The organism is Bradyrhizobium sp. USDA 3262 (assembly GCF_054060035.1).
The window spans coordinates 5449085-5462262 of record NZ_JBSSCT010000001.1; the positions used below are offsets into that span (position 1 = coordinate 5449085).

Below are 13178 nucleotides of genomic sequence, written 5' to 3' on the forward strand. Positions count from 1 at the left end.
CGGTGACGCCGTCGCACAGACGCGCTATGGACGCCGATTGAGAAAAGGCGCCGGCAGCCCCAGATCCTGTTAGGAGCGATGGGGCCGATGGCGGCGCGCTTAGGCGGAAGAATTCATGTTCGATATCGGGTGGAGTGAACTGGTCGTCATCGCGGTCGTCGCGCTGATCGCCATCGGCCCGAAAGAACTGCCGGGCGTGCTGCGCATGGTCGGGCAATGGATGGGCAAGGCCCGCAAGATGGCCTCCGAATTCCAGGGCCAGTTCCAGGAAGCCATGCGCGAGGCCGAGATGGCCGACCTCAAGAAGAGCTTTGACGAGGTCAGGGAGGCCGCAACCGGCATCACCAGCGGCAACATCATGACCTCGCTGCAGAAGGACGTCAGCGACGCCCTGCAGATCGAGAAGCCGGTCGACGCGCAGGTCGCGTCCGCAATCGACGCACCGGTTACTCCCACGACTCCCGCCGAGCCGACGCCGGAAACCTTCGTCGAGGCCGAGACGCATGTTGCCGCCAGCGAGCCGCTCGCGATCACCAATGAGGTGAAGGGCGAGCCGACGCCGCAGGACGCGACGCCGGTACAGCTCGATGTGCGCAAGGACGCGAGGGCGTCATGAGCGCCGAAGACATCGAGGCCAGCAAGGCCCCCTTGATGGATCACCTGATCGAGCTGCGCTCGCGGCTGATCAAGGCGCTGCTCGGCTTCGGCGTGGCCTTCATCATCTGCTTCTTCTTCGCCAAGCAGATCTACAACGTGCTGGTCTGGCCGTTCGTCTGGATCGCGGGGCCGGAGAATTCGAAGTTCATCTACACCGCGCTGCTGGAATATTTCATCACCCAGCTGAAGCTCGCATTGTTCGGCGCCGGCTTCATCTCGTTTCCGATCGTGGCCACCCAGATCTACAAATTCGTCGCGCCCGGTCTCTACCGGCATGAGCGCAACGCCTTCCTGCCGTATCTGATCGCCACCCCGGTGTTCTTCGTGATGGGCGCGGCGCTGGTCTATTTCGTCGTGCTGCCGATGCTGGTGCGGTTCTCGCTCGGCATGCAGCAGGCCGGCGGCGCGGAGACCGCGCAGATTCAGCTGCTGCCCAAGGTCGGCGAATATCTTTCGCTGATGATGTCGCTGATCTTCGCCTTCGGCATCGCGTTCCAGCTGCCGGTGATCCTGACGCTGCTCGGCCGCATCGGCATCGTCACCTCGAAGATGCTGAAGGAGAAGCGGCGCTACTTCATCGTGATCGCCTTCATCATCGCCGCGGTGCTGACGCCGCCCGACGTGCTGAGCCAGGCCTCGCTCGCGATCCCGCTGCTCGCGCTCTACGAGGGCGCCATCATCGCGGTCCGGATCGTCGAGAAGAAGGCTGCGACCGCGAACGCCTCGTCCGGGGCGCCGTCGGCGACCAATCCCGCCGAATAGGGTGATTTCACCTCACACTCGGCGTCATACCCCGCGAAAGCGGGGTATCCAGTACGCCGCGGCTTCCCGGTGACACACCGACCTCTCTGGAATACTGGATCACCCGCTTTCGCGGGTGATGACGGTCGTGGTAGTGGAGCTACATCACCGTAGTTTAGCGACGCGTAGCCTGCCAGGACTGACCCATGCACGACATCAAAGCGATCCGCGACAATCCGACCGCCTTCGACGCCGGCCTGAAGCGCCGCGGGCTTGGGCCGTTGTCGCCGTCGCTGCTGGCGATCGACGAGAAGCGGCGTGCGGCGATCCTGGCGTCCGAGCAGGCCCAGGCGCGGCGCAATGCGGCCTCGAAGGAGATCGGCGAGGCCAAGAAGGCCAAGGACGAGGCGCGTGCGGCCAAGCTGATGGCCGAGGTCGCCGAGCTGAAGACCACGATGCCGGAGCTCGAGGCGGCGGCGAAATCGTCCGATGACGAGCTGACCAAAGAGCTGTCGTCGATTCCGAACCTGCCGCTCGACGAGGTGCCCGACGGCACCGACGAGCACGGCAATGTCCAGCACCATGTGTACGGGAAGAAGCGCGACTACGGCTTTGCGCCGAAGCTGCATGATGATCTCGGCACCGCGCTCGGCTACATGGATTTCGAGGCGGCGGCGAAATTGTCCGGCGCACGCTTCGTCGTGCTGAAGAAAGGGCTGGCGCGGCTCGAGCGCGCGATCGGGCAGTTCATGCTCGATTTGCACACCGGCGAGCACGGCTACACCGAAATCAATCCGCCGCTGCTGGTGCGCGACGCCGTGATGTTTGGCACCGGCCAGTTGCCGAAATTCGAGGACGACCAGTTCTGGGCGATCAAGGGCGAATTGCTCGCGGCACCGAATGCCGATCTGCGCAGCGAGCGCCTCGGCCTGATCCCGACCGCGGAAGTGTCGCTGACCAACCTCGCGCGCGAATCCATCCTCGACGAGAAGGAGCTGCCGATGCGGCTGACCGCGCTGACGCCGTGCTTCCGCGCCGAGGCAGGCGCGGCGGGACGCGACACGCGCGGCATGATCCGCCAGCACCAGTTCACAAAGGTCGAGCTGGTGTCGATCACGACGCCGGAAGCCAGCAAGGATGAGCTGGAGCGCATGCTGTCCTGCGCCGAGCAGGTCCTGCAGAAGCTCGACCTGCATTATCGCGTGATGACGCTGTGCGCTGGCGACATGGGCTTCTCCGCGCAGAAGACCTACGACATCGAGGTGTGGATGCCGGGGCAGGGCGACGGCGGCGCCTATCGCGAGATTTCGAGCTGCTCGGTGTGCGGCGATTTCCAGGCCCGTCGCATGGACGCGCGCTATCGCGGCCCCGACGGCAAGCCGCGCTTCGTGCATACGCTGAATGGCTCCGGCACGGCGGTCGGGCGCGCCTTGATCGCCGTCATGGAGACTTATCAGCACCAGGATGGTTCGATCGCGGTGCCCGATGTGCTGCAGCCCTATATGGGCGGGCTCAAGGTCATCGAGCACGGCATGTGAGGCGAGGGCCAGTGTGATGCCGCTCCACCGTGACATCCACTGGCTTGGTCGACAATGGGCCGTCACGGGCCACGGTCTGCAGCTGATCAATCAGAAGCAGATGGGCTATTACGACATCGAGGCCGCGCGCCTGTGGGAGGCGCGCGTGACCGAGGTGCAATCGAAGGCCTGGATCGACAGGCCCGACTTCGACAAGGCGCTGGAGATCGCACGCGGCAAGTTCGCCCAGTTGGCGCCGGCCGATTTGCCGCCACCACCGGCACCGATTGCGTCGCCGCCACCGCCGGTCCGGGCGACGCCGCCGGCCCCGCCGCGCGCGCCGCTTGACGCGACATCGGTGCCCTCGATCGAGGAGCTGCTGGCCAGGCTGAAATCGAAATCGGCTGCGACGGCGCCGGTCGCAAAACCGGCCGAGGCGCTCGCTCCGGTGCCGCCCCGGCCCGAGCCGTTCAGGGTTGAGCCTCGGAAGGTCGAGCCGGCGAGGTCTGAGCTCCCCCAAGCGGCTTCGGTCGCCCCCGAACTGTCCAGGGCTGAGCCTCGCGCGTTTGAAGCTCCGAAGGCTGAGTCGCTCACGACCGCACCCGCCAAGGCCGATCCCATCACGGCCGATCCCATCAAGTCCGAGCTCCCCACATCGGAGCTTCCGAAGCCTCCCAAGCCCGAGCCTCGCCAAACCGCACCAATTGCTCTTGAGCCCGCCAGGCCGGAAGCGCGGAGGGGTGAGCCGCCCAAGGTTGAAGCTTCCAAGTCTGAAGCTCCCAAGGCTGATGCTTCCAAGTCTGAAGCTTCCAAGCTTGAAGCGCCAAAGCCTGAACCTGCCAAGCCCGAGCCTCCAAGGTCAGAAGCTGTCACGTCCCGGGGTCTCGGGGCCGAACTGCGTCAGGCCCCGCGGGTCAAAATGCCAGGGGCGCCGCCGCCAGCGCCCGTTATCGCGGTTGTTCGACGGCCGGCCAGACCGGCCTGGCCGGTGTTCGAGCGCAAGATTGCCGGCAGCGCGCGATTTGTCCGTCCATGGCGCGTGACGTCGGCGCGATGGCACGGGTCATCGCCAGGTTTGCCTCCGCGGCCCTAGCCGGTTAAGACGGCAATCAACTCAAGAAACCGCAGCGTAAGAAACCCGCGTCGAATCGGAACAAAAGGCACTTTGACGGATGCGAATTCTCTGCACCAATGATGACGGCATCCACGCTCCAGGCCTGCAGGTCGTCGAGCAGATCGCACGCGCGTTGTCCGACGATGTCTGGATCGTTGCCCCCGAGCTCGATCAGTCCGGCGTCTCGCATTCGCTGTCGCTCAACGATCCGCTGCGTCTGCGCGAGGTCAGCCCGCGTCATTTCGCGGTGCGCGGCACGCCGACCGATTGCGTCATCATGGGCGCGCGCCACATTCTCGGAGACAAGCTGCCCGATCTCGTGCTGAGCGGCGTCAACAAGGGCCGCAATGTCGCCGAGGACGTGGTCTATTCCGGCACCATCGCCGGTGCGCTGGAAGGCACCATTCTGGGCTTTCCGTCATTCGCGCTGTCGCAGGAATTCTCGATCGAGACGCGCAATGCGCCGCTGTGGGACACTGCGCTGAAATTCGGACCCGACATCATCCGCAAGGTGATCGGCGCCGGCGTCCCCAGGAACACGGTCATCAACGTCAACTTCCCGTCCTGCATGCCCGATGACGTCAAGGGCATCCGGATCACGCGGCAGGGCAAGCGCAATCAGGGTTTCCTGAAGATCGATCGCCGTCACGACGGACGCGGCAACCCGTATTTCTGGATCGGCTTCGAGCGCGCGGCGATGATGGACGCGCCGGCCGAAGGCACCGATCTCGCCGCGCTTGCGGCGCGCTACGTCTCGGTGACGCCGCTGCGGCTCGACCGCACCGATGAAGCATTTTCGGAAACGTTGCTTGATACGCTGAAGTAATTCTCGGGGAATCTGTAGCCCGGATGGAGCGAAGCGAAATCCGGGACCCGTGTTGTGAAGTCACCGGATTACGCTTCGCTCCATCCGGGCTACGCACCCAACTTGCCGTTAAACCGGCGCACCCTTCATCGCGCTGGAGATCACCTGGGCCAGCGTTTCCAGCTGGAAGGGCTTTTGTAGCGCCGGACGGTCGCGATACTCCGGAGGCAGGCCGGAGGAGCCATAGCCGGTCGCGAAGATGAAGGGGCGGTTGCGGGCGTTGATCAGCTCGGCGACCGGGGTGATCACCTTGCCATTGACGTTGACGTCGAGGATCGCGAGGTCGAATTCGGTCGATTGCGCAAGCTTGACCGCTTCGCCGATCTCGCCGGCCTCGGCCGCGACGCTATGGCCGAGTTCCTCCAGCATATCGGCGACCATCATCCGGATCATGACCTCGTCCTCTACGAGGAAAACTGAACAGCCCGCCGGCCGTATCGCTGTCATGATGGAATCCTTGCCCTTCCCTGAATCAGGCTCGCAAATAACATTACAGCGCGCAATGCAAACGTTTGGGAATTGGTCCTTTTCCAGCGCGCAGCAGGGTTTGCCGCATCGCCTTGGCTGACCTTGTTGCGCAAGATTTGCTCAACAGCCGACGAGGTATGTTGGCTCTACCAAAGCCCCGGTCTGCACCACCCAGACGTTAACCCACGCATCGTCGCGATTATATGTGATGCAACCGGGCCGGCGCCAACGCGAAACCGGGCGGATGGTTCCTGGCCGGGAACAAAACGCGACGGGAAATTTTTCCTTAACGCGGTATTTCGGATTTCAATGGCATCAAGAGGGCGGAGATTCCGCGCTGCTGCCCAGAGACGCTGATGAACATGGCCGTGAACCCCGATCCGACCGAGAAGATGATGTTTCAGCTGACCCTGCGGCGGCGCGGGGTGAGCGATCAGACGGTGCTGCGTACGATGGAGGAGGTGCCGCGCGAGGTCTTCGTCGATCCGCGCGATCGCAGCGAGGCCTATCGCGACAGCGCGCTTGCGATCGCCTGCGGGCAGACCATCAGCCAGCCTTTCGTTGTGGCCTACATGACCGAGCAGCTGCAGCTGCAGAAGGACCATCGCGTGCTCGAGATCGGCACCGGCTCGGGCTACCAGGCGGCCGTGCTGTCCCGGTTGTGCAAGCAGGTTCTGACCATCGAGCGCTACCGGACGCTGGCCGACGGCGCCCGCAAGCGCCTCGAAAAGCTGGGTTATTACAATATCGAGGTGCTGCTCGGGGACGGCTTCGACGTTCCGGCCGGGGCAGGCGATTTCGACCGCATCATCGTCACCGCGGCGATGGAGCAGATCCCGGAGAAGCTGCTGGAGCGGCTCCAACCCGGCGGCATCCTGATCGCCCCGGTCGGGCCGCATCAGGGTACCCAGACCCTCGTCCGCGTAGTGCGGACCGAGAACGGCTTCGACCGCAAGGAATTGGTCGACGTCCGCTTTGTGCCGGCGCTGCCGGGAATCGCGCGCGAATTGTAAATTTGGCGATTTGCTGCTTGGCACCAACGCCTTATTCGCAGGGTTAAGCGGTTATTTACTCGGTACGTGTTTACTCAAAACAGTCTTTTGTTGCGTACGAGTGAGTAACCATGTCTGGGGTTGTCGAGTTGCTTCGCTCGCGTCGCGTGCCGCAGGTTGCGGTGCTGACGCTGATGTCCATGGCTTTTGCCGGTTGCAGCGCCGATATGTCGTCGCGCTTCTCGCAAAACTCCTACTCGCAAAATCCGTTTGCGTTTGATCCGCAGCCGACCGGCACCGTGCAGCAGGCGCCGCCGCCGCGCGAGTTGCCGCAATACGCGCGGCCGCGAACGCAACCGCAATATTCGCAATATCAGTCACAGCCGTTGCCGCCGCCGGTCGCAGCAGCGCCGCAGTCCTATCCGGTCGCCAATGCCAATGCCGGCGTCTCCGGAGGAGGGCGCGGAGTTTCGTCCTACACACCGCCGTCCGCGCGTCCGCAGATCGAATCCACCGGCACCGTTCCGCATTCGGTCGCAGCAGCCAATGCCGGGCATAACGGCACCACGATCATTGTCGGCACCAGCGACACACTGGAAGTGCTGGCGCGCCGCTACAACGTCTCGACCGCGGAGATCCTGCGCGCCAACGGCTACAAGGGACCGCGCGCGCTGTCGCCCGGCCAGCAGCTGGTCATTCCGCGCCCGACCGCATCGGCCGCGGCGCCGGCGATGGCCGCACCGGCGGCGCGCCCCGTCGCCGTGGCAGCGGCGCCTGCCGGCGTCCACTATGTCAATCGCGGCGACACGCTGCACAGCATCGCGCGCCAGCACCACATTCCCGTGGCCGAGCTCGCCCGCGCCAACAATCTCGACCAGTCGGCCCGGCTCAGCCTCGGCATGAAGCTTGTGGTGCCCGGCGCCAAGACGGCGATGGCGGCACCTGCGCCCGTCACTCAGCCTGTTGCTGCTGCGCCGATTGCTGCAGTGGCTCCGGCACCGGCGGTCGCAGCCCCGAAGGTCGTTGCAACCGCGCTGCCGCAGCAGAGCGCGCGGCTGGTCCAGCCGACCGCGACAGTCGAACAGCCGGCGGCTGCCGCTGAAGCGCCCGTCGTCACCAAGTCGAGCGAGGCCACCGGCGCGTTGCCGACCTTCCGCTGGCCGGTGCGCGGCAAGGTCATCACCGCCTACGGCTCGAAGACCAACGGCAAGGTCAATGACGGCATCAACGTCGCGGTGCCCGAGGGCACGCCGGTGAAAGCGGCCGAAGACGGCGTCGTCGCCTATTCGGGCAATGAGCTGAAGGGCTACGGCAATCTCGTGCTGGTTCGCCATTCCAACGGCTACGTCACCGCCTACGCCCATGCGAGCGAAATCCTGGTGAAGCGCGGCGATACCATCAAGCGCGGTCAGGTGATTGCCAAGTCGGGCCAGTCCGGCGAGGCGGGCTCGCCGCAGCTCCATTTCGAGATCCGCAAGGGATCGTCGCCGGTCGACCCGCTCCAGTTCCTCAACGGCGCGTAAGCTACGCGTCGGGACTTCAAGGGACTTCCAAGTCTCACAACAAAGACAGCGGGGGAGGCGCAAGCCTCCCCCGTTTTGTTTGTGTGCCGAGTATGAACGACAGCTTGGAGGTGGAAGTCCTCTACCCAGCCTGATGGCGGCGAAGGGTTAGCGAAGCGCAAGGGCATCATCGCGAGGTGGGGTCTGAAGAAAGCGTGGAGCAAAGCCGCGGCCCGATGGACAAGAACCGGATAACGAGGCCTACCCGGCCGGACGAGCGAGCAAACGGTCGCGAAGTCCAAGGTCATCAAGGGTCGGGGTGGTAAATCCGGCGGGCGTGCGGCGAAGGCGGTCGGTCTTACCTCGGGAGGTCTGCGCTGTGTCCCGGCAACGGGACTGAGGTCGTCGCAAGGCGGCCTGACCGCAGCGCAGAAGTCAGCCGAGGGCATAGTAGGCGGCAGCGCGCCGCCGAAGGCCCGAACGGTGGAAGTGGTTAGTAGAGCGGTCGATCTCGCGCGAGCCATGCGGCAGAAGAATCAGGTTGAGCTGAACTCGGACACCGGAGCGAAGGGTGAAGCCCAAAGCGCCGCCGTCCGAGAGACCGAAGCAAGCGCGGCGACGGCCAGTCTTGAACGCCCGGCGGTCGCAGGGCTGTCGATGGAAGCAGTGGTCGAGCGTGAGAATCTGAAGAAAGCGTTGGCGCAAGTGAAGCGCAACAAGGGCGCGGCAGGCGTCGATGGGATGACCGTCAACGAACTGCCGGCCCACCTGAAAGAGCACTGGCTCGCGATCCGAGCTCAACTGCTTGACGGCACCTACAAGCCGCAGCCGGTGCGGCGGGTCGAGATACCGAAGGCGTCGGGCGGCCTGCGGCCGCTCGGCATCCCGACGGTGCTCGACCGCGTCATCCAGCAGGCGGTGATGCAGGTGCTGCAGGCGGATTGGGATGGGACGTTCTCCGAGACGAGCTTCGGCTTCCGGCCGACCCGCTCGGCGCATCAGGCGGTGGAACGGGCGCAGGCGTATATCGCGTCCGGGCACGCCGTCGTCGTGGACATCGACTTGGAAAAGTTCTTCGACCGGGTCAACCACGACGTCCTGATGGGGCTGGTCGCCAAACGGGTGACTGACAAGCGCCTTCTGAAGCTCATCCGCGGATTCCTGAATGCGGGGGTGATGGAGGGAGGGGTGGTCAGCCCGACGGAAGAGGGCACGCCGCAAGGCGGTCCGCTCTCGCCGCTGTTGTCGAATCTGATGCTGGATGTGCTGGACAAGGAACTGGAGAAGCGCGGCCACCGCTTTGTGCGTTATGCCGATGACTGCAACATCTATGTGCGCAGTCAGCGAGCGGGCGAACGGGTGCTGGCCGGCATCGAGAAGTTCCTCGAAAAGCGCCTCAAGCTCAAGGTCAACAAGGCCAAGAGTGCGGTCGCCAAACCGAGCGTTCGCAAGTTCCTGGGCTTCAGCTTCACCGGCGGGACAGCACCGCGGCGGCGCATTGCGCCGCAGGCGCTCGCCCGCTTCAAGGCGAAAGTTCGGGAGCTGACACGGCGCACGCGCGGCCGAAGCCTTGCGCAGATTGTCAAGGAGTTGTCCGTCTATCTGATCGGATGGCGCGGCTACTTCGGCTTCTGCCAAACCCCGTCGATATTGCGCGACCTTGATCAATGGCTCAGGCGGCGGTTGCGCGCCATCGCCTGGAAGCAGTGGAAGCGCGGAATCACTCGTTTTGCCGAGCTGCGACGCCGCGGCGTCGGCCGGGATCGGGCGGCGCAAACCGCCGGAAGCCCACATGGCCCCTGGCGGCTCGCGAACAGTCCCGCACTCACCATCGCCATGCCAATCGCGTTCTTCAGTTCACTCGGCTTGGCTTCCGTCGCGGCGCTGCAGACCGCATAATCCACTGAACCGCCGGATACGGACCCGTATGTCCGGTGGTGTGGGAGGGGCGGAGCCGCGAGGCTCCCCCCTATCCCGATTGATGATTGCTGTGACGATTACTTGCCGCTCAGCCGCGTAGCCCGGATGGAGCGAAGCGAAATTCGGGAGCTCACCCGCGGAGTACACGATCCCGGATTGCGCTGCGCTCCATACGGGCTACACAGGCAATGACGGGAGGGCTATGCCTTTCATTGCCTGTTACTGGCCGCTCAGCCGCACGCCGAGTCGGCCCGCGAGCTCCTGCGTGTACTGCCAGGCGACGCGGCCCGAGCGCGAGCCGCGGGTGGTCGACCATTCGAGCGCCTCGCGCTCGAGTTCGTCCTCGGCGATCTTGATGCCGTAATGGTCGCAATAGCCCTTCACCATCGCGAGGTATTCGTCCTGGCTGCAGCGATGGAAGCCGAGCCAGAGGCCGAAGCGGTCCGACAGCGACACCTTCTCCTCGACCGCTTCGCCGGGATTGATCGCGGTCGAGCGTTCGTTCTCGATCATCTCGCGCGCCAGGAGATGCCGCCGGTTCGAGGTCGCATAGAGGATGACGTTGTCGGGGCGCCCCTCGATGCCGCCTTCCAGCACGGCCTTCAGCGACTTGTACGAAGCATCGTTGCCGTCGAAGGAGAGGTCGTCGCAGAACACGATGAAGCGGAAGATGGAGCTGCGCAGCAGCTCCATCAGGCCGGGCAGGCTCTCGATGTCCTCGCGGTGGATCTCGATCAGCTTCAGCCGGTCGGCCGGCTTGCGGTCGAGATTGATGCTGGCATGGGTGGCCTTGACCAGCGACGACTTGCCCATGCCGCGGGCGCCCCAGAGCAGCGCATTGTTGGCGGGCAGGCCGTCGGCGAAGCGCTCGGTGTTCTCCATCAGGATATCGCGCATCCGGTCGACGCCCTTGAGCAGGCCGATCTCGACGCGGCTGACGCGTGGCACCGGAGCCAGGCGCCCGTCCGGATGCCAGACAAAGGCGTCCGCGGCGCCGAAGGTCTCGGCCGGATCGAGGGCCGGGGAGGCGTCAGCGAGGCGGCTGGCGATGACCTCCAGGGCGTTCGCGATCCGCTCGGCCGCTGCGCCGTCGAGCGCCGTTACCGGGCGTTTTGTCGCGGCGTTTTCAGCATGCTTGGCGGCAGCCTTGGGGGTGGTTTTGCGGGTTGTTTTACTGGTCGTTTTCTTGGCTTTTTTCGGCATTTGTCCAGTTCCTGACGGCGCAGCCTTATCGGGCTGGCGGCGGTCCCGCAAGCGCCCTAAATGAAGGTCCGTTAACGTTGCAATTGGGACCGCGGCCGCTATAGTCCGCGCGAATTTGTCCGGACCGCCATACCGCCCCGAATCCGAGGGCGCTGCCGGTTCTTTCCCGTCTTATCCGAGGATCGTCCGAATGCTGATTACTCCTGCGTTTGCCCAGGCTGGAGCGACTGGTGACACCAACAGCATGTTGATGTCACTGCTGCCATTCGCGCTGATCTTCGTCATCATGTACTTCCTGATTCTGCGCCCGCAGCAGAAGAAGGTGCGCGACCATGCGGACCTCGTGAAGAACATCCGCCGCGGCGACACCGTGGTGACTTCGGGCGGCCTCGTCGGCAAGGTGACCAAGGTGGTCGACGACGACCAGATCGAGTTCGAGATCTCGGACGGCGTGCGCGTGCGCCAGATGCGGCAGATGATCTCGGGCGTGCGGACCAAGGGTGAGCCGGCGAAGGGCGACGCCAAGGACGAGGCGTCCGCGAGCTGATTGCCGCGGAGCCTCTTGCCGAATCTGACAGGTCAATTCGATGTTGTATTTCACGCGGTGGCGAGCGCTGGGGATTATCCTGACAGCGCTGGTGGTCTGCCTGTGCGCCGTGCCCAATTTCTTCCCCGAGGCGCAGGTGAAGACCTGGCCGGCCTGGGCGCAGCGGCGCCTGGTCCTCGGCCTCGATTTGCAGGGCGGCTCTTATCTGCTGCTCGAGGTCGACTCCAACTACGTGAAGAAGGAGAAGCTCGACCAGATTCGAGACGATGTTCGGAAGGTGCTTCGTGAAGCCAAGATCGGCTACACCGGCCTCAACACACGCAACGACGCGGTGGAAGTCCGCATCTCCAAGGAAGGCGACCAGTCGACGGCATTGTCGAAGCTCCGCGAGCTGTCGCAGCCGCTCGGCGGCCTGCTCGGCTCCAGCGGCCAGCGCAGCCTCGAGGTTGCCGATGCCGGCGGCGGCCTGATCCGCCTGACGGTCCCGCAGGCCGCGATCACCGAGCGCATCCGGCAGACCATCGAGCAATCGATCCAGATCGTCGAACGGCGCGTCAACGAGCTCGGCACGGTCGAGCCGGTGATCCAGCGTCAGGGCACCGACCGCATCCTGGTCCAGGTGCCGGGCCTGCAGGATCCGACACGCCTGAAGGAACTGCTCGGCAAGACCGCCAAGATGGAATTCCGCATGGTCGACAGCTCGGTGTCGCCCGACCAGGCCCAGCAGGGCCGCCTGCCGCCGGACTCCGAGCTCTTGATGAGCGCGTCACCGCCGCCGGTTCCGTATGTCGTCAAGAAGCAGGTCCTGGTTTCCGGAGGCGAGCTCTCCGATGCCCAGCCCGGATTTGACCAGCGCACCGGCGAGGCGATTGTCAGCTTCAAGTTCAATACGTCGGGCGCGCGCAAATTCGCGCAGGCGACCGCCGAAAACGTCGGCCAGCCGTTTGCGATCGTGCTCGACAACAAGGTGATCTCGGCACCCGTCATCCGTGAGCCGATCACCGGCGGACAGGGCCAGATCTCCGGCAGCTTCACCGTGCAATCGGCCAACGATCTGGCGATCCTGATGCGTGCCGGCGCGCTGCCGGCCCCGTTGACGGTGATCGAGGAGCGCACCGTCGGTCCCGGCCTCGGACAGGACTCGATCGAGAAGGGCGAGCTCGCGGCCTATGTCGGCTCGATCCTGGTCATCGTGTTCATGCTGATCACCTATCGGCTGTTCGGCGTGTTCGCCAACATCGCGGTGGCGATCAACGTCGCCATGATCTTCGGACTGCTGTCGCTGCTCAACGCCACGCTAACCTTGCCCGGCATCGCCGGCATCGTGCTGACCGTCGGCATCGCGGTCGATTCCAACGTGCTGATCTACGAGCGCATCCGCGAGGAATTGCGCGGCGGCCGCAACGCGATCTCGGCGATCGACGCCGGCTTCAAGCGGGCGCTGGCGACCATCCTCGACTCCAACATCACTACCTTCATCGCCGCCGCCGTGCTGTTCTACATCGGCACCGGACCGGTCCGCGGCTTTGCCGTGACGCTCGGCATCGGCATCATCACCACGGTGTTCACCGCCTTTACCCTGACGCGCCTGATCGTCGCCGGCTGGGTGCGGTGGAAGCGGCCGCAAACCGTGCCGATCTGAGAGGCCTGTT

General features: G+C 64.7%; 12 protein-coding genes. 9 read left to right on the top strand and 3 right to left on the bottom strand.

The genetic code is table 11. From position 1 onward, the window contains the following. The first annotated feature begins 115 nt into the window (after nt 1-115). The 3 genes from tatB to serS all read left to right on the top strand — a co-directional run bounded on the left by tatB (nt 116) and on the right by serS (nt 2936). Complete coding sequence (tatB, locus tag ACVWYP_RS25455; protein WP_304495294.1) at nt 116-616, top strand: Sec-independent protein translocase protein TatB; 501 nt, start codon at nt 116-118, stop codon at nt 614-616. Beyond that, nucleotides 613-1419, top strand: a complete 807-nt coding sequence (gene tatC / locus ACVWYP_RS25460) for a twin-arginine translocase subunit TatC (protein WP_304495295.1) — start codon at nt 613-615, stop codon at nt 1417-1419. Before tatB ends, tatC begins: the two co-directional genes overlap by 4 nt. Before the next feature lie 185 nt (nt 1420-1604). Then, on the top strand, nt 1605-2936 hold the full coding sequence (gene serS / locus ACVWYP_RS25465; RefSeq protein WP_304495296.1) for a serine--tRNA ligase: 1332 nt from the start codon (nt 1605-1607) through the stop codon (nt 2934-2936). A gap of 108 nt (nt 2937-3044) precedes the next feature. Here serS and ACVWYP_RS25470 read toward each other — a convergent pair whose 3' ends face one another. Next, nucleotides 3045-3509 carry a hypothetical protein gene (locus ACVWYP_RS25470; RefSeq protein ID WP_304495297.1) on the bottom strand — a complete coding sequence of 155 codons (465 nt, stop codon included), beginning with the start codon at nt 3507-3509 and terminating at the stop codon, nt 3045-3047. Nucleotides 3510-4087: 578 nt separating this feature from the next. Here ACVWYP_RS25470 and surE point away from each other — a divergent pair. Next, a complete protein-coding gene (surE, locus tag ACVWYP_RS25475) occupies nt 4088-4855 on the top strand; it encodes a 5'/3'-nucleotidase SurE (protein ID WP_038388488.1) in 768 nt (255 codons plus the stop codon). 108 nt (nt 4856-4963) lie between these two features. Here the strand turns inward: surE and ACVWYP_RS25480 are convergent, their stop codons facing one another. Beyond that, nucleotides 4964-5341, bottom strand: a complete 378-nt coding sequence (locus tag ACVWYP_RS25480) for a response regulator (protein WP_026192734.1) — start codon at nt 5339-5341, stop codon at nt 4964-4966. A 377-nt stretch (nt 5342-5718) separates the two neighbouring features. On the opposite strand from ACVWYP_RS25480, the gene ACVWYP_RS25485 reads away from it, so the two are divergent. From ACVWYP_RS25485 to ltrA, 3 genes are all read left to right on the top strand, one after another. Continuing rightward, complete coding sequence (locus ACVWYP_RS25485; protein ID WP_304495298.1) at nt 5719-6375, top strand: protein-L-isoaspartate(D-aspartate) O-methyltransferase; 657 nt, start codon at nt 5719-5721, stop codon at nt 6373-6375. 110 nt (nt 6376-6485) lie between these two features. Next, complete coding sequence (locus tag ACVWYP_RS25490) at nt 6486-7877, top strand: LysM peptidoglycan-binding domain-containing M23 family metallopeptidase (RefSeq protein WP_453946019.1); 1392 nt, start codon at nt 6486-6488, stop codon at nt 7875-7877. 501 nt (nt 7878-8378) lie between these two features. Further along, the gene (gene ltrA, locus ACVWYP_RS25495) at nt 8379-9755 is read left to right on the top strand and encodes a group II intron reverse transcriptase/maturase (protein WP_225164672.1); all 1377 of its coding nucleotides are present in this window, start codon (nt 8379-8381) and stop codon (nt 9753-9755) included. A gap of 240 nt (nt 9756-9995) precedes the next feature. On the opposite strand, the gene ACVWYP_RS25500 is transcribed toward ltrA, so the two are convergent. Continuing rightward, complete coding sequence (locus ACVWYP_RS25500) at nt 9996-10979, bottom strand: ATP-binding protein (protein WP_304495300.1); 984 nt, start codon at nt 10977-10979, stop codon at nt 9996-9998. A 190-nt stretch (nt 10980-11169) separates the two neighbouring features. Between ACVWYP_RS25500 and yajC the strand changes: the two genes are divergently transcribed. Further along, on the top strand, nt 11170-11526 hold the full coding sequence (gene yajC, locus ACVWYP_RS25505; protein WP_026192737.1) for a preprotein translocase subunit YajC: 357 nt from the start codon (nt 11170-11172) through the stop codon (nt 11524-11526). A gap of 40 nt (nt 11527-11566) precedes the next feature. Then, the gene (gene secD, locus ACVWYP_RS25510) at nt 11567-13168 is read left to right on the top strand and encodes a protein translocase subunit SecD (protein ID WP_028342067.1); all 1602 of its coding nucleotides are present in this window, start codon (nt 11567-11569) and stop codon (nt 13166-13168) included. Nucleotides 13169-13178: the final 10 nt, after the last annotated feature.

Excerpts from the sequence above, each read along its gene's own strand:
- tatB (WP_304495294.1), top strand. The coding sequence starts at position 116 with ATGTTCGATATCGGGTGGAGTGAACTGGTCGTCATCGCGGTCGTCGCG.
- tatC (WP_304495295.1), top strand. The coding sequence starts at position 613 with ATGAGCGCCGAAGACATCGAGGCCAGCAAGGCCCCCTTGATGGATCAC.
- serS (WP_304495296.1), top strand. The coding sequence starts at position 1,605 with ATGCACGACATCAAAGCGATCCGCGACAATCCGACCGCCTTCGACGCC.
- surE (WP_038388488.1), top strand. The coding sequence starts at position 4,088 with ATGCGAATTCTCTGCACCAATGATGACGGCATCCACGCTCCAGGCCTG.
- ACVWYP_RS25480 (WP_026192734.1), bottom strand. The coding sequence starts at position 5,341 with ATGACAGCGATACGGCCGGCGGGCTGTTCAGTTTTCCTCGTAGAGGAC.
- ACVWYP_RS25485 (WP_304495298.1), top strand. The coding sequence starts at position 5,719 with ATGAACATGGCCGTGAACCCCGATCCGACCGAGAAGATGATGTTTCAG.
- ACVWYP_RS25490 (WP_453946019.1), top strand. The coding sequence starts at position 6,486 with ATGTCTGGGGTTGTCGAGTTGCTTCGCTCGCGTCGCGTGCCGCAGGTT.
- ltrA (WP_225164672.1), top strand. The coding sequence starts at position 8,379 with ATGCGGCAGAAGAATCAGGTTGAGCTGAACTCGGACACCGGAGCGAAG.
- ACVWYP_RS25500 (WP_304495300.1), bottom strand. The coding sequence starts at position 10,979 with ATGCCGAAAAAAGCCAAGAAAACGACCAGTAAAACAACCCGCAAAACC.
- yajC (WP_026192737.1), top strand. The coding sequence starts at position 11,170 with ATGCTGATTACTCCTGCGTTTGCCCAGGCTGGAGCGACTGGTGACACC.
- secD (WP_028342067.1), top strand. The coding sequence starts at position 11,567 with ATGTTGTATTTCACGCGGTGGCGAGCGCTGGGGATTATCCTGACAGCG.